Origin of the sequence: Ensifer sp. YR511, from assembly GCF_900103045.1 — a bacterium.
Lineage (GTDB): Bacteria > Pseudomonadota > Alphaproteobacteria > Rhizobiales > Rhizobiaceae > Ensifer > Ensifer adhaerens.
Genome location: NZ_FNGR01000012.1, coordinates 139,619 through 155,449, shown reverse-complemented (window position 1 = coordinate 155,449; position 15,831 = coordinate 139,619). Strand labels below are relative to the sequence as shown.

The 15,831-nt window shown below is 62.9% G+C and carries 15 protein-coding genes; 2 read left to right on the top strand and 13 right to left on the bottom strand.

Annotated elements, in window-relative coordinates:
* Positions 1 to 188: 188 nt before the first annotated feature.
* From BLU15_RS20945 to BLU15_RS20920, 6 genes are all read right to left on the bottom strand, one after another.
* Entirely contained in the window at positions 189 to 980 is a 792-nt protein-coding gene (locus tag BLU15_RS20945; RefSeq protein ID WP_060520826.1) for an inositol monophosphatase family protein, read from the bottom strand.
* Positions 977 to 2,008 carry a sugar phosphate isomerase/epimerase family protein gene (locus tag BLU15_RS20940; protein WP_060520827.1) on the bottom strand — a complete coding sequence of 344 codons (1,032 nt, stop codon included), beginning with the start codon at positions 2,006 to 2,008 and terminating at the stop codon, positions 977 to 979. Before BLU15_RS20940 ends, BLU15_RS20945 begins: the two co-directional genes overlap by 4 nt.
* Positions 2,009 to 2,050: 42 nt before the next feature.
* A complete protein-coding gene (locus BLU15_RS20935; protein WP_060644218.1) occupies positions 2,051 to 3,109 on the bottom strand; it encodes an ABC transporter ATP-binding protein in 1,059 nt (352 codons plus the stop codon).
* 2 nt (positions 3,110 to 3,111) lie between these two features.
* Positions 3,112 to 3,900, bottom strand: a complete 789-nt coding sequence (locus BLU15_RS20930) for an ABC transporter permease (protein ID WP_060520829.1) — start codon at positions 3,898 to 3,900, stop codon at positions 3,112 to 3,114.
* Positions 3,897 to 4,781 (bottom strand): ABC transporter permease, encoded by an 885-nt coding sequence (locus BLU15_RS20925; RefSeq protein WP_060520830.1) that lies wholly within the window; start codon positions 4,779 to 4,781, stop codon positions 3,897 to 3,899. Before BLU15_RS20925 ends, BLU15_RS20930 begins: the two co-directional genes overlap by 4 nt.
* 79 nt (positions 4,782 to 4,860) lie before the next feature.
* Positions 4,861 to 5,979, bottom strand: a complete 1,119-nt coding sequence (locus BLU15_RS20920) for an ABC transporter substrate-binding protein (RefSeq protein ID WP_090297738.1) — start codon at positions 5,977 to 5,979, stop codon at positions 4,861 to 4,863.
* 227 nt (positions 5,980 to 6,206) lie between these two features.
* On the opposite strand from BLU15_RS20920, the gene BLU15_RS20915 reads away from it, so the two are divergent.
* The gene (locus tag BLU15_RS20915) at positions 6,207 to 7,718 is read left to right on the top strand and encodes a MocR-like pyridoxine biosynthesis transcription factor PdxR (protein WP_176960321.1); all 1,512 of its coding nucleotides are present in this window, start codon (positions 6,207 to 6,209) and stop codon (positions 7,716 to 7,718) included.
* 116 nt (positions 7,719 to 7,834) lie between these two features.
* Here BLU15_RS20915 and betA read toward each other — a convergent pair whose 3' ends face one another.
* From betA to speB, 7 genes are all read right to left on the bottom strand, one after another.
* Positions 7,835 to 9,520 (bottom strand): choline dehydrogenase, encoded by a 1,686-nt coding sequence (gene betA / locus BLU15_RS20910; protein ID WP_090297732.1) that lies wholly within the window; start codon positions 9,518 to 9,520, stop codon positions 7,835 to 7,837.
* 18 nt (positions 9,521 to 9,538) lie between these two features.
* Complete coding sequence (locus BLU15_RS20905) at positions 9,539 to 11,002, bottom strand: cytosine permease (protein WP_090297729.1); 1,464 nt, start codon at positions 11,000 to 11,002, stop codon at positions 9,539 to 9,541.
* 1 nt (position 11,003) lies between these two features.
* A complete protein-coding gene (locus BLU15_RS20900; protein ID WP_090297727.1) occupies positions 11,004 to 11,174 on the bottom strand; it encodes a hypothetical protein in 171 nt (56 codons plus the stop codon).
* Between the two features lie 102 nt (positions 11,175 to 11,276).
* Entirely contained in the window at positions 11,277 to 12,167 is an 891-nt protein-coding gene (locus tag BLU15_RS20895; protein WP_090297725.1) for a polysaccharide deacetylase family protein, read from the bottom strand.
* Positions 12,164 to 12,901, bottom strand: a complete 738-nt coding sequence (locus BLU15_RS20890; RefSeq protein ID WP_090297722.1) for an SDR family NAD(P)-dependent oxidoreductase — start codon at positions 12,899 to 12,901, stop codon at positions 12,164 to 12,166. Before BLU15_RS20890 ends, BLU15_RS20895 begins: the two co-directional genes overlap by 4 nt.
* Entirely contained in the window at positions 12,898 to 13,680 is a 783-nt protein-coding gene (locus BLU15_RS20885; RefSeq protein ID WP_060582007.1) for an SDR family NAD(P)-dependent oxidoreductase, read from the bottom strand. Before BLU15_RS20885 ends, BLU15_RS20890 begins: the two co-directional genes overlap by 4 nt.
* 4 nt (positions 13,681 to 13,684) lie before the next feature.
* On the bottom strand, positions 13,685 to 14,656 hold the full coding sequence (speB, locus tag BLU15_RS20880) for an agmatinase (RefSeq protein ID WP_060582008.1): 972 nt from the start codon (positions 14,654 to 14,656) through the stop codon (positions 13,685 to 13,687).
* A gap of 92 nt (positions 14,657 to 14,748) precedes the next feature.
* Between speB and BLU15_RS20875 the strand changes: the two genes are divergently transcribed.
* The gene (locus tag BLU15_RS20875; protein WP_051659442.1) at positions 14,749 to 15,678 is read left to right on the top strand and encodes a LysR family transcriptional regulator; all 930 of its coding nucleotides are present in this window, start codon (positions 14,749 to 14,751) and stop codon (positions 15,676 to 15,678) included.
* The last annotated feature ends 153 nt before the right edge of the window (positions 15,679 to 15,831 follow it).

Here is a 15,831-nt window from a genome sequence, read left to right as displayed (position 1 = left end):
CGTCCGCAAATTGCCACCATGAACTGAGCTTTAGTGCCGATGTGCGGAATGTTCACCGAGCACGGCTACGGCAACGTCGAGTTCGGCCTAACTGCGCTTTGTTCGCGACAATGATTGTCGAGGATGGGTGGTGCTGAAGCCGAGCGCGACGATCAGGCAATTGATTAAGCGGCCCGTTCGTCTGGATTTCATCCTAGCCGGCTAAGGATCTTCACCGCGGCTCGATGGAGGTCGGCGTTTGCAGCCATCAACACGGTGTCGTACCGTGTCGCATCCGCAAGAGGCTGCCCATCCCAGTCGGTCACGATGCCGCCTGCAGCCAGAATAATGGGCATCTGTGGCAGGATGTCGTAGTCGAAAACATTGCTTTCGACGAGTAGGTCGATGCCGCCCAGCGCCAGCAGCCCGGCCGCGTAGCAATCGTGAGATATGCGGGTGAAGCGTACCTTGGCAGTCAAGGCATCGAAGCGCTCGTGGCGCGCGCGGTCGAACTGCTCAAGGGCCGAGGTGTAGAGGATCGCCTCGCCGAGCGCGGTCTTTTCGCTGGTGCGGATCGGCTCCTCATTAAGGGTCGCGGAGGAGCCTATGCCGAACCATCGTTCGCCGGTGATCGGCTGATTGATCATGCCGAGGACAGGTTTGCCGCGATGGAGCAATGCGATCTGTGTGCCGAAGGCGAGCGAGCCGGAGATGAAGGACTTCGTGCCGTCGATCGGGTCGAGCACCCACACCCATTCGGCATCCGTTCGGCATGCGCCGAATTCTTCGCCCCTGATCCCGTGGTTGGGAAACTGCGCCTCGATCATGCGCCGCATCGTGGCCTCGGCGTCGCGGTCGGCAATGGTGACGGGGCTGGAGTCTGCCTTGGCGTCGACGACAACACGCTTGCGGAAGTGCGGACGGATGACGCTGGCAGCGGCATCGGCCATGGCGTGCGCAAGTGCCATGTAGGGCGGTGGGCAGTCAGGCTCATGGGTCATCGTTCTATCCTCAAAGCTTCGGCAGCAATCTGATTGAGCATGGTTCTTACGGTTTCGAGCTGCCGATGAGCGGCGATGGCCTCTTGGCGCAGCCGCGCGCCAAGGTCGGTGGTCCCGATGTCCGTGAAACTCGCGGAGCGAGCCGCGATGAACGGGTCGCTTTCCTCCGAGGGGAAGCGCAGGGCGGGCGCGAAATAGCCCTCCTCTTCCTCGAGCCCGAAGCTTAAGACCTGCGCACGGTCCTGGCCAAGCAGAAGCAGGTCCACGAACATCGCATGCAGCGGCAGATGGCCGGTGCCAGTTTGGCAGGCGAGGTGCGCCCAGCCGTCGCGATCTTGCTGGACGAGGCAGTCTTTGACATGCACTTCGGTCACATAGGGTGCCTGTGCGGCAAGCGCCGGCAACGGCAGCTCATAGGCATTGATCATGTTGCCGAAGTCGAACAGCAGGCCAAGGCGCGGATTGGCGACAGCCTTTACGATGCCGATCAGCTCCTCCGACTTCAGGTCCTCGTGCTGTTCGAGCGTGTAGCGAAGCCGCCCCTCGGGATCGAAGGTCTCCAATCGTCGCAGATCAGCAATCGTTTGTGAGACAATTTCCGAGACGCGTCCCTCGTAGCGCGGATAGCAACGCAGCGACGTCGCGCCAGTGGCAAGCGCGATACGTACCGCATCAAAGAGACCTGTCTCCTGCGTCGTGCTGGTCTCGATATGGAGCTCCAGTCCGAACTGCTCGACTGCGGCACCATATTCAGAAAGCGCTGCGTCTGACATACCGGCGAGACTGGCTGCCTCGCCGTCCTCGACATGGACCTTGAGGCCGACGAGCCGCTGCTCATAGGCGAATTCGGCAAGCTGCAGCGGTGTCACTCCGCCAAAACGCATGTTGAGATGAAAGGCATAGGCGTGCGCAAACAGCGGCGCGTTGCGCGCCCGCTCCGCCAGCCGGGCGCGGGCCGGGCCGGAAAGGGTGGCAATTTTTGCGCGCCAGTCCGGCGACGCCAGATCGTCAAACGTCGTTTCGGTCAAAGAGCCGGCTCCTTCACAGGCGACTTCAAAGCTGAGGGAACATCAGGCGGCAAGCACCAGAAGATCGCGATGCGGCAGGCTGACCTCTACGGTGGTGCCAACCGAGGGCGGCGGCCTGTCGGGCTGGTTGAACGTATCGAGCGAAACGAACTGGCCCGCGACCGCCACTTTGATGCGGATCACTGAACCGAGAAAATGCACTGCTGCAATTTCGCCGGAAAGGACGACGCGATCGCAGTCGCTGCGCCCCAGTTCGACCGATTCTGGACGCATCGCCAGGCTGATGCGCTCGCCGGGCCGACCATTAAGCGGCTGGTCCAGCGCCACCGGGACACCACCAAGCCGCACCTTGCCGGTGGTCGCATCCAACACGTCGGCGTCGAGAAGATTGAGCGTACCGACGAATTGCGCAACGAAGCGCGTCGCCGGCCGGTTGTAGATCTCGAACGGCGTGCCGACCTGGTCGGCGACGCCCTGGTGCATGACCACGACGCGATCCGAAATGGACAGCGCCTCCTCCTGGTCATGCGTCACGAAAATGGCGGTGATGCCGAGATCGCGCTGGATTCGACGGATCTCGTCACGCAGGCTAATGCGAACCTTCGCGTCCAGAGCCGATAGCGGCTCGTCGAGCAGCAGCACTTGCGGGCGCGGCGCCAGTGCGCGCGCAAGCGCCACACGCTGCTGCTGGCCGCCGGAGAGCTGGAACGGATAGCGCCCCCCGAGTTGAGGCAGGCCAATCAGATCCAGCATTTCACCGACGCGCCGTGCAATGGCCGCCTTGCCCTCACCCGCGACCTTGAGGCCGAAGCCTATGTTTTCCGCCACCGTCAAATTTGGGAAAAGTGCATAGGACTGGAACACCATGCCGATATTGCGCCGGTTGGCGGCAAGCCCTGTCACCTCCCGTCCGTCGATGCTGATCGCGCCTGATGTCGGCGTCTCGAAGCCGGCGACCATGCGCAATACCGTGGTCTTGCCGCAGCCAGACGGGCCGAGGAAGGAGACGAACTCCCCTTTTTCGATGTCGAGGTTGAAATCCTTGACGACACGGGTCGGGCCAAAGGATTTTTCCAGGTGATGGATATCTAGAAAAGCCATGGTCAACGCCTCACGGTGGAGAATTTGGAGAAATGGGTGACAAGCTGGATCAGGGCCATACAGGCCCAGGTGATGGCGAAAGCGACAACGGCGAGCGCCGAGGGTTCGTAGGCGCGGTTGCCACCCATCCAGACCATGTAAGGGCCGAACGAGCCGACGTTGAGCAAGGCGGCAAAGACATATTCGCCGATGACGATCGCGAAGGTCAGGAAGGCGCCGGATAGCACCGAGACAAAGACGTTTGGCAGGATGACGACGGCAAGGATCCGCGTCCAGCCGGACCCCAGGCTCTGGGCCGCCTCCGTCAGGCTGCCGACATCGATGGTGCGCAGGCCCGTGTCGACGGAGCGATACATGTAGGGCAGCGACAGTGTCGCATAGCCGAACAGAAGGAGGAGATTGGTACCCCACCAGCTTCCTGTGAGCGGCAGGACGGAGGATGTATTGTAGATGCGGATGTAGCCGAAGACGATGACGATCGGCGGAATGACCAGTGGCAGCAGCGTCAGGAACTCGACGACGGGGCGCAACCCGGGAAACCGCAGCCGGACAAAATAGGCCGTCGGCACGATGAGCAGGATTCCAAGAACGATCGTGAGCAAGGCCAGAACGACGGAGTAGCCGAAGGTTTGCTGGAACTGCGGATCGGCCAGCACGACGCGGTAAGCTTCGAAGCTGTAGCCATCGCGCTGCATGCGCATGGAGAAGTCAAACATGCCGACGAGCGGAAGGAGGAAATAGAGCCCACCCAAAGCGACGGCGAGCCAGGACCAGACGCGCCTTTCCCTCATTTGACCCACCTTTCCGCGCGCATGCGCAGGAGGATATAGATTGCGTTGGCAATGGCGGTGAGAAGGATCATGGCAAAGGCGATCGCATAACCCAGATGCGGATCATTGAGCACGTCACCGCGGATCTGGGCGAACAGGACGATCGGCGCGATCGAGAGCGATGAGCCGGTCAGCGCAATGGCGGTCGCAACTGCTCCAAAGGCATTGGCGAAAAGCAAAGCCAGCGTGCCGAGAAGCGAGGGCCAGAGCACTGGCAACGCCACCAGGCGCCAGTACTGAAAACCGTTGGCGCCGAGACTTTCGGCCGCCTCTCGCCATTCGCGGCGCAGCCCCTCCAGTGCCGGCGTGATGATCAGCACCATCAGCGGGATCTGAAAATAGAGGTAGGTAAGCGCCAGTCCGAGGAAGGAGACGATGTTGAAGCCGGCGCCATAAAGATTGATGCCGAACCAGTGGCGCAGCAGCATCGTCACGAAACCAAGGCGGCCGAGGGTTGCGATGAAGGCGAAGGCGAGCGGCACGCCGGCGAAATTCGAAGCGACGCCTGAGAAGGTCAGGATGGCATTGCGAAGGGGGCGCGGAAGGCCGCCGAGCGTGATGGCAGCGGCAATGAGGAAGCCGAACAGACACCCGAGCGCCGCTGTCAGCAGACTGAGCTCGATCGAGATCCAGAAGGCCGATCGTATGGATGGCGCAAGAAGCTTGCCGAGGTTCTCCAGCGTCATCTGTCCCTCAGCGTTGCGGAACGCGCCGAGCACGATGTTGAGCGTGGGCAGGATGAGGAACAGCGTGGCGAAGACGAAGAAGGGGGCGACCCCGAACCAGCTGAGAACCTGTCGTGGCCGGAAGACGGCCGGCAGGGATGCGACGCTTGTCGTCATCGGATTTGTCCCTGGGAAAATTGCGCCAAAGGGGGCGAGAGGCGTCACGACCAGTGAAGCCTCTCTCTCAAGCGGAGGATTACTTCACGTTGGCGCCGACCACCTTGTCCCAACCCTCGACGATCGCCGTCTTGTTGGCGGAAAGCTCGTCGACCGTCGGGAAGATCGCCTTTTCATAGGCTTCGGCAGGCGGCAGCTTGTCGAGCAGCTCCTGCGGGAACTTGCCAGCCTTCAACATGGCATTGAAGCGCGCCGGGTGGCAGTAGCCCTTCAGCCAACCGGTCTGGCCTTCGTCGGAATAGAGATATTCCATCCAGAGCTTGGCGGCGTTCGGGTGTGGCGCGTAGGCCGAGATTGCCTGAACATAGACCCCGGCGACGACACCGCTTGCCGGTACGACGACGTCCATCGGCGGGTTGCCCTTCAACGCGTCACGCCAGGCCAACAGATTGTAGTCCCAGGCGGCGACGATCGGGGTCTGCCCCTGCGCGATCGTGCCGGCCTTGCCGAGCACAGGCACGAAATTGCCGGATTTGTTCAGTTCCGCAAAGAGCTCCAGGCCCTTGCCGCCCGATTCCGTTCCAGGCTTGGCGCCCCGCGAGATGCCTGCCGACATCAGCGCCAGGATGGCCTGTGCCGAAGACCGTGGATCGCCGGTGAGTGCGACAGCCCCAGAGTACTCCGACTTCGACAGATCCGACCAGTCGGCCGGTACAGTATCAAGCAGATCCTTGTTCACACCGAAGGCCATGACGCCGTAGTAGTCGCCGTACCAATAGCCTTGCTCGTCCTTGATGTTTTGAGGAATTTCGTCCCAGGTCGCCACCTTGTAGGGTTGAAGGAGGCCCTCCTTGGCGGCAGCCGGCGCAAAAGCCAGGCCAAGATCGACGACGTCAGGCGCCTGCGAACCTGTGTTGCCCTTGTTCGCGCGGATGGCTTCGAGCTCGTCGGCGGTACCGGCGTCGGGGTTCAGTTCGTTGACTTCGATGCCCGGATACTTCGCCTTGAAGACGGCAATGACGTCTCCGTAGTTGCACCAGTCGTGCGGAAGCGCAATGACGGTCAACATGCCTTCCTTCGTTGCGGCAGCGACCAGCTCTTGCGATGCCTCAGCCTGGGCAAGACCCGGCAGGGCCGCCGCCAGGGCGAGTGTGGAGACGAAGGCGCGACTGGTTGCACGCGATAGAAGCTTGTTCATGAATTCCTCCTGTTGACCGTCGACGACGGATCGTGGGCGATGGCTGCTTTTTGTCCTTGCATCCGGTCGTCGGCACCGCCGCCTTTCCCGGTTCCCCCGCACCTTGTCTGCGTCCTGCGAAGGGCTGCATCGGTGCGTTTTCGTGTAGGGACAGGATGTAACAATTGGACGACGAAGAAACGTCCATTATGGTGCATTCTACTGTACCAATTTTTGGAGGCGCACCGGTGGTCAAACAGCTTGAAGGGCCAATCCTGCCTTTCCTTCGCCTCGACGCGGCAGTCGCCCTGCCGAAATTCCGCCAGGTGCAGGACCAATTGCGCATGGCGATCCTGAAAGGGCACCTGCGCGCCGGAACACGGCTCCCTGCAAGCCGAATCCTTGCCGAGGAGTTGGGACTGTCGCGCCAGACGCTGGTGCGGGTGCTCGATAACTTGAAGGCGGAGGGCTATCTGGAGGCACGACAGGGTGCCGGTACTTTCGTCTCGGCCGCCTTGCCGCGCCAACCGGCAAAGCCGCTGTCGAGGCCCACCCGCCACGATGTCGCCGACCGCGCGCCGCCGCGGCTATCGCGAATTGGCGACTTGTCATGCCGGATGTCGGCCGATATCGGCCAAATGGAAGACAGGCCTTTCCTCCCCAACCGTCCGGCGCTCGACCGGTTTCCCTTCGCTGTGTGGAGGAAATGCTGGAACGCCGTGACGCGCGGCGGCAAGGCCGTGGCCATGGGCTATGGCGACGTCGCGGGCGAACTGGTGCTTCGCCAGAGGATCGCCGAATATCTGGCCCTGCACCGGCGCGATCCTTGCGATCCCGAACAGATCGTCATCACGCCCGGGGGGCACGCCGCCTTCACGCTTTCGGCTTTGGCGCTTGCCGATCCTGGCGACGGGATCTGGTTCGAAAATCCCGGGCCGGTGACCACCAGCAACCTGTTTCGCACGCTTGGGCTGCGGCTGTGTCCGGCCGATGTCGATGCAGACGGCATGGATGTCGAGGCTGCGATGGCTCGCTATCCCGACGCGCGCCTCGCCTTCGTCATGCCGTCGCGCCACCACCCGCTCGGCATCACCCTATCGCTGCCACGCCGGCTTGCCCTGCTCGAATGGGCGCGGGCGAGCGACGCCTGGATCATCGAGGACGACTACGACAGCGAATTCCGCTACGACGGCGCGCCTTTGCCTTCGATGCGCTCCATCGACAGCGACGACCGGGTGATCTACGCGGGCAGTTTTAGTAAGGCGCTCTATCCGGGCATCCGCGTTGGCTTTCTCGTCCTGCCACCCCAACTCGTCGGGACATTTCGCACGCTCTCGGGGCTGATCCACCGCAGCGTCCCGGTGGAAACCCAGCTCGCACTCGCCGAGTTTATCGGCGGCGGTCACTTTGCCAGCCATCTGCGCCGGATGCGCGGCCTTTACGCCGAGCGCCGCGAGGCTTTCATGTTAGCCGGGCGGGATGCGCTTGCCGGACTTGCCCGCATCGACTGCTCCGAAAGCGGGCTCAATGCACTCGCCTGGCTGGAGGGCGACCGGGAAGACCAGGCCTCCCACCGCGCCGTGCTCGATGCCGGACTGCAATGCTATCCCCTGTCCGACTACACGATCGCGACACCTCAGCCGGCTGCGCTCATTTTGGGCTATGCCGGCGTTCCGGCGGATCGAATGAGGCCTCTTCTTTTCCGGCTGGCCGATGCGATCGCCCGATCGCAAGGCCGCATCGGGCGATCAGGCGATTGAGGAGCCTTTCGACCGCCATGGCCCAATCCTCTGGGTCCTCGTCATCGCCGCGAAGCCGCCGGGCGACCACGTAACCGATACCGCGCAACATGACGCACCGCCCTTTCCAAGGATCATTATTGCCGGACGGCGCGAAGCGGCTTTCCACTGCGCTGGGTGACGCCAACGCCGGGGGCGACGCCGACTGCGGCGTTGGAAGCCGCAAGCAGTGGCTTGCCGCGCACCATGTCGGAGGCGCGTTCCGCCAGCATGATTGTCGGCGCATTGAGGTTGGCGTTCGGCTCTGACGGAAAGACGGAACTGTCGATCACCCTCAGCCCGTTGATGCCGCGGACCTTGAGCTCGCTGTCGACGACTGCCATTCCGTCCTCACCCATGCGGCAGGAGCCGCAAGGGTGGTAAGTGCTCTCCATTGTCTCGCGCACCCAGGCGTCGATCTCGTCGTTGCTTCGAACATCCTTGCCCGGCGCCATTTCCTCGCCGCGGAAGCGGTCGAAGGCCGGCTGGGCGATGATTTCGCGCGTCAGCCGCAGGCAGCGGCGGAAGCCCTCGCGGTCCTCCTCGCGGTCGAGATAATTGAAAAGGATATCCGGTTGCTCATGGGCTTCCGGAGAGCGTAGCCGGACATAGCCGCGGCTCTTCGGCTTGTTCGGACCGGTCAGCACCATGAAACCGTGGCCGTCGAGCGGCTTCTTACCGTCGTAGCGCATGGCGGCCGGCAGAAAGTGGAACTGGATATCCGGCCATTGCAGCGACGCGTCGGAGCGAATGAAGCCGCCGCTTTCGAAGTGGTTGGAGACCGAAAGCCCCTTCTTGAACAAGAGCCATTCGGCCCCGATCAAAGCCTTGCTGAAGAGCCCCATCTTGCCGTTGAGCGTGATCGGCTCCTTGCAGGCATACTGGATGTAGACCTCGGAATGATCCTGCAGGTTCTCGCCGACCCCTGGCAGATCGTGCAGCACGGGAACACCGGCCTTCTGCAGCACGGCGGCTGGCCCGATACCGGAGCGCTGCAACAGGTGCGGCGATCCGATCGGCCCGGAGGAAATCAGCACCTCGCGGTTGGCGCGCGCGACATGACGCTCGCCGCCGAGCTCGTACTCGACGCCAACGGCGCGCTTGCCTTCGACAAGCACGCGCCGCGTCATCGCATGGGTGATGACCGTGAGGTTCGGCCTCTCCATCGCCGGCTTCAGATAGGCGTTGGCCGTCGACCAGCGCACGCCGTCCTTGACGGTCATGTGCATCGGCCCGAAGCCCTCCTGCATGTGCCCGTTCGGGTCGTCTGTGGTGATGTAACCCGCCTCGCGGCCGGCATCGACGAAGGCGCCGTAGAGCGGGTTCTTCATCCCGTTGCCGGCATTGGTCGCAAGCGGACCTGAGGCGCCGCGATAGCTGTCGCCTCCGTCCTGCCAGCTTTCGGCGCGCTGGAAATAAGGCAGGCAGTTGGCGTAGCGCCAGCCGCGCGCACCCAGTTCCTCCCACTCGTCGAAGTCGCTGGCGTGGCCGCGCATGTAGACGAGCCCGTTGATCGAGGACGAGCCGCCGATGACCTTGCCGCGCGGGCAATGCACGCGCCGGCCGTCGAGACCGGGCTCCGGCAGGGTCATGTATTTCCAATTGTACTTCGTTCCGTTCATCGGGATCGAAAGCGCCGTCGGCATCTGGATGAAGATCGACTTGTCGCTGCCGCCGAATTCAAGAACCAGCACCCTGGTCGACGGGTCCTCCGAAAGGCGGTTGGCGAGCACGCAGCCGGCCGATCCTGCGCCGATGATGATGTAGTCGTAGGTGTCGCTCATGGCGGTCTTCTCCAGGCGTTACGGGTATTGGCCCCAACCACGGCCACGGGCAAAAAGCCGCGTGAGCACGTAGTGGGTGGCGCCTGCGGCAAGGCAGGACGGCACGGAGGCGGTCAGGTATTTGAAGGCCGGCAGGCTTGCCAGCGTCTGCGGATTGAAGACGGCGACATAGACGATGAAGCCGACCGCAAGGGCAAAGAGCCCGATGGGGTTGAAGCCCGCCCAGAACCGATAGGGTCCGTTTTCCTGCGGTCCGTGCAGGCTGCGCATGTCGAGCTTCTGGCCACGCAGGAAGAAGTAGTCGGCGATCCCGATGCCGGCGAGCGCGGAATTCAGCGCCGAAGTCCAGACGAGGAAGATGAAGAAGCCGTCATACATCTGCGGGTAGAAGACCACGAGCCCGAACGGGATGAGGCAGAAGAGGAACAGGATTGCGCCCCAGGAAATGGCGCGAACCGATGCGGTTCCGACCTGCCTGAGGCCGACGATCGACGTGTAGAGGATGTTTGCCATCGAGGTCATGTTGGCGAAGGCGACGAAAAGCAGCGCGACGATGCCGATCATCGGACCGGCGATCTTCGTCATCCAGATCGTCGGATCGCTTTCGCCGAGTGCGACTGCTGCAAGCAGGCCGACAATTTCGCCGAGTGCTGCCGCCCCGAAGATACCGAGAACATTGGGCCAGAAGGCGGTGCGCTCGTTCTTCGTCAGCCGCGCCAGATTGCCGATATAAGGCCACCAGGAGAAGCCGGCTGCCAGATTGACCTCGACCGCGACGATGAAGTTCAGCGTCTTGTCCTCGAAAGGCGGCGCAAGGGCCGGCAAGGCCAGAAGCTCGCCGATCGAATGATGGCTGAGGATGAGGTAGAGCATCGCCACCATCAAGAGGACCAGCGCCGGCGACACGACCATGTTGAAGAACTTGATCGAGGTCGGCCCCTTGGCGACGATGAACCAGGTGAGCAGGATTGCGCCGATCGCGGCGATGATCATCTTCGCGCCCGTCGGATTGGCGGCCTCACCGGCGCTCAGCGCCATCAGCCCGTCGATCGAGCGACCGAACATCATCGCGAGAACCGCAAGCCACCCCATGGTGAGAATGACGACGGCGAGCACATAGACGACGCGACTGCCGTTGTAACCAAATTGGCTGCGCAGCGCCACGAACTGCTCGACGCCGTAGCGGCCGGTCATGGTGGTGGTGGCGAGCGCCGTCAGCACGACGCCGACGATGTTGCCGATGATAATGGCGGCGATACCCTCCTTCGGCCCGACGAAGAGGCCGACAGAGCCGCCGATCAGAAAGGCCCAGGTGGCAATCGCCAGTGCCGAATTGGCATAGGTGAACTCCCAGAAGCCCCAGAGCCGTTCAGACGGCAAGAGGGGCGCATCGCCGCGCTCGGCGGCAGCACGATTGCGGGCGGCCTCTTCCTGTTCCGTCTTCAAAGTGGAGATATGTTCGAGTGCGGCATGATCGGTCATCTCAAGCCCCCCAGAGCCAGAAGCCGACGACCAGCAGGAGCGTCAATACCGTCATGCCGGTGTAGTCGAGCACAGTCATCGTGCCCTCGAAGCGGTCGCCTGCCTCGATATCTTCATAGATGCGGGCGCGCCGCGCCAGTTCGCTCTGCCAGGCGATATCGTTGTTTTCCATCGTCGTTCCCCTTTTCGCGTCGCGCCTTCTGGCGTCTTTCCGCGAAGTCCATTGCGGCTCCATCAGCCGCCGATCTCCGGAAGCGGATAAACCCGCTGCCGGCTACCGAGCCGTGACGGGCTCGGAATAGAAGGGCAGTCGGTCAATCCTCGGCGACCAGCTGCCGTTTTCGACAACACGCCGCACATGGGCGGCAATCTCCTCCATCGGCGCGAACCAGACGTCACCGCGCGTGAGAACCTGTTCGAGGAAGCGATGCACCACCTCCCAGCGGGCAAGCCGGCCGGTGGCAAAGGGATGCACGACCGGCACCCAGAGCGCGCCGTGGCGATAGGCCGCCTCGAACTCCTGCGAAAAGGCGGCAAAGCCCTGCTCCGGCGCGCGGATTGGCATCATGCAGTCGAGGTCCATCGACTGGACATATTGCGGCCAATCGTCGAGGCCCCAGTGCGACGGCAGCTCGACGAGGGTGCCGGCGTCGCATTCAAGCAGATAGGGAATGTCGTCACCCATCAACGAGGCGTCGTAGGCAAAGCCCCGCGACACCAGGAGGTCAGCGGACCGGTGGGAAAAGTTGTAAAGCGGCGCCCGCCAGCCACGCGGTCGCTTGCCGCTGGCCTTCACGATCACCTCGATGCCGCGGTCGAGCCAGTGCGCCTCTTGCTCGTCCGAAAGTTCGCGGGGGTGCTCGTGCAGGAAGCCGTGATGCGCCAGCTCGTGGCCGCCTTCCAGAATGGCCTCGATCGCCTGCGGATATTGCTCGATGCACCAGGCCGGCACGAAGAAGGTCTGCTTGATGCTCAGTTGCCGATAGCTCTCGACAATGCGCGGGATCGCGACTTTCGGCCCGTATTGCAGCATCGAGATCGCCGATACGCGGCTGTGGCCATCCTTTGGATGGGCGATATGGACGAGGCTGTCGGCATCCATGTCGAAGGTGATGGAGGCGGCGCATTTGGCGCCGTTCGGCCAGGGAATGGGATTGGCGATCATGGCATGATGCTCCCGCCGTTGCTGCCGATCCCCTGGCCGGTGAAGTAGCGCCCGCCGGAGCCGGCGAGAAACCGTGCGAGTTCGGCGATCTCCTCGGGCTTGCCGAAGCGCGCAAGCGGTATCGCCAGTTCCCTGGCACGCCATTCGGCGCTCATGTTCGCCGCCCCAAGCATCTCGGTATCGATCGGACCGGGGCAGATCGCATTGACCAGCACGCGCGGCGCAAATTCCTTTGCCCAGGAACGCACCAGACCGAGCACGCCGTGCTTGGACGCGACATAGGGCGAAAAGGTCTCGCGGCCGTAATAGGCCATGTCGGAGGCAATCATGATCAGCCGCGCGGGCTCCTCAGCCGTTCCCCCCATCAGCCCCAATGCCATCTTGCCGACGAGGAAGCTGCCACGCAGGTTGATGGCGATGACCCGGTCGAAATCCGCAACGGGCGTTTCAAGCAAGGGCGCTTCATGAATGACGCCGGCGCAGTGGACGACGATATCCAGTCCGCCGAACGTCCGTTGCACCACCTCGCCGATGGTGGCGACCGAACCTTCGTCTGAGACATCGCAGGCAAGCGTCAGGGTTTCCGTAGCCCCTGCCTGTACGGCCGAAATCGCCGTCTCGTCCGGTTTGCGAATATCGGCAAGCGCAACCCGAGCTCCTGTCGCTGCGAACGCCAGGGCGCAAGCAGCCCCAATACCGCGATAGGCGCCGGTGACAAGAACGCGCGCACTCATGCCATCACCTCGCCGCGGTCGAGCATCAGCGCCTGGCCCGTCATGTCCCTTGCGCCATCGGAAGCGAGGAAGAGATAGGGTGCAGCGAGGTCTTCCGGCTCCAGGAGGCCCGGCAGGACCTGGGCTCCCACGATCTCGTCCAGCAGGTCCTCCTCGCTGCGCCCGGTGCGCAGCGACATGTTCTTCAGCGACAGCATCGCCGCCTCGGTGCGAACCCAGCCGGGGCAGACGGCATTGACGCGAATGCCTCGTCCCCCAAGTTCCTTGGCCATCACCCGGGTGAAGCCGAGATTGGCGTGCTTGGAGGCGATATAGGCGGAGAACTCCGGCACCGCGACACGGCTCCAGATCGACGCGGTGACGACGATGCGGCCCCCCTCGCGCATGTGAGGCAGCGCATGGCGGGTCACATAAAAGGTGCCGTTGGTGTTGATATCGGTGATGCGTCGGAACGTGTCTTCTACGCTATCGTCTTCGTCGGTCACCGGCGTAATGCGCTCGAGCCCGGCATTGTTGACGAGCACATCGATGCGACCAAGCGGCGAAAGCGTTGCCTTAACGGCAGCACTGTCGGTGATATCGCATTCGAGCGCCGCGATCCTGCGGCCGAAGCGTTCAGACATCTCGCGGGCGGCCTCGTAAATTCCACGGCCGGAGGAAAGAATTGTGACCTCTGCCCCGGCGGCGGCAAAACCTTCCGCGACGGCGCGGCCGATGCCGCGGCTGGCGCCCGTCACCAGCACGTGTTCGCCGGAAAAATCGTAAGCGATACGACCCATGGTCTCAGCCTCTCTTGGCGTGCATGACGCGGCCGATGAGGTTCATCAGCACCTGGGCGGCGAGGATCGAGGTCGAGCCTGAATGGTCGTAATCCGGCGCAACCTCGACCAGGTCGATGCCGACGATGGTGCCGCGCCTGGCGAGTATCGAGAGGATCTCCAGCACCTCGTAATAGATGAAGCCGCCATGGGACGGCGTGCCGGTGCCCGGCGCAATCGAGGGATCGAAGCCGTCGATATCGATCGTGACGTAGTAGCGGGCTCCGGCCGGCACGCGCGAAGCAACCTTCTCCGTGCCGAGCGCGCGGATCTGGCGCACGGACAGGATATCCGAGCCCATTGATCGCGCATCCTCGTAGCCTTCCTTGGCCGTCGAGGAAACGTTGCGGATGCCGAATTGCGAGAGCCCGGAGACATAGGGCTTCTCGGCGGCCCGGCGCATGGGATTGCCGTGACCGTAGCGAACGCCATGGCGCTCGTCGACGAAGTCGAGATGCGCGTCGATCTGGACGATATGGATCGGGCCGTGTTCAGCACAGTCGTCTTCAAACGCGTTGATGCAGGGGATGTTGACCGAATGGTCACCGCCGAGCACCACCGGAAGCGCGCCGGCGGCCAGGATCTTGCGCACGCCGAATTCGATGTTGGCATGGCTCTTCATCGTGTCGGTGTGGACGATGTCGGCGTCACCGATATCGACGATCGAAACCTTATCGCTCGGCAGGTAGGTGACGTCGTCCTCGTGATCGTAGGCGCCCCCATGGCCGAAGGAAAACAGCGTCGATGCCTCGCGGATGGCCCGCGGCCCGAAGCGGGTGCCGGCGCGCCATTGCGTGCCGCAGTCAAACGGCGCGCCGAGGATCGCCACATCCGCATCGATCGCATCCCAGTCCGGCTGGTAGGGATATTTGCCGAAGGTGCAGATGCCGACGAACGGCAGGTTCAGCCGCCCGGTTTCATAGGAATTACCCGCCATGTCTCTCCTCCTCAGGATGAAGGGAGTGTGTGGAAGGTCGATACGCTTAAAAATATCTATGATTGGATGTTTAGTTGTGACTTAATCAATGAATGATCAACAAGGTTCGCCATCGCATCCTCAATCTGTCGCTCGGCGATGCAGAGTTGAGATTGTTGCGTGTCTTTGCCTCCGTCGTGCAGCATGGGGGGTTTTCCGCCGCGCAATCATCACTCGGGATGACGCAGGCGACCATCTCCACCCATATGCGCCACCTTGAGGAGCGGCTGGGCTTACGCCTGTGCAGCCGCGGGCGCAGCGGTTTCCTTCTGACCGACGAGGGACGCCTCGTTTATGAGGCGACGCTGGATCTTTTCGGCTCGCTGGAAAAGTTCCAGAGCCGTGTCGGCGAGGCGCAAGGGGAACTGACCGGCAGCCTGACCTTCGGCACGGTCGACGCGATGATCACCAACCGGGATCTCGATCTCCAGGGGGCACTCGCCGCCTTCCACCGACAGGCGCCGCGTGTGCATCTGGAGATCGACGTCGCCGCGCCGCAGGTGCTGCATCAGGGCCTTCTAAATGGTGGTTATCAGATCGTGCTGATGCCGACGGTCGGCAGCGCGACGCCGCATTTGCGCACGCAGCCCGTTTTTTCCGAGGTGCAGAAACTCTATTGCGCGCAGGGTCACCCGCTATTCGACCTGCCCGACGATGCGCTCACCGACGCAGTTCTGGAAGCGCAGTCTTTTGCTGGTCGCACCTACATGCTTACCGAGACGATCTGTGGGGTAAACTTCCACTGGGCGGCGGCCACGCCGCACATGGAGGGCACGCTGCTATTGCTCCTCTCCGGCGCCTATATCGGCTTCTTGCCCGACCACTACGCCGACGAATGGGTACGCAACGGTCGCCTGCGGCTGCTCGCCCCCGAGCGCATGACGTTCGAGGACATGTTCCACATCGCCCATCCCCGCAGCAAGCCCTCGCGTGCCGCCGAGACGCTTGCCCAGGCGATCCTCGCAAGCGCGCGCCCCGGCTAGACTCGATGGCGATTTCGGGGTGATCCTCGACACGCGGATTGGATGTGTCGGACGACTCAATCGTGGTAACGATCTGTTCGGTGAACTGCGGCAACGCCCATAGCGAACCTGAATCAGCCGGCGGCACCTTTCCCGCTAGCGCCCTCGGCATGA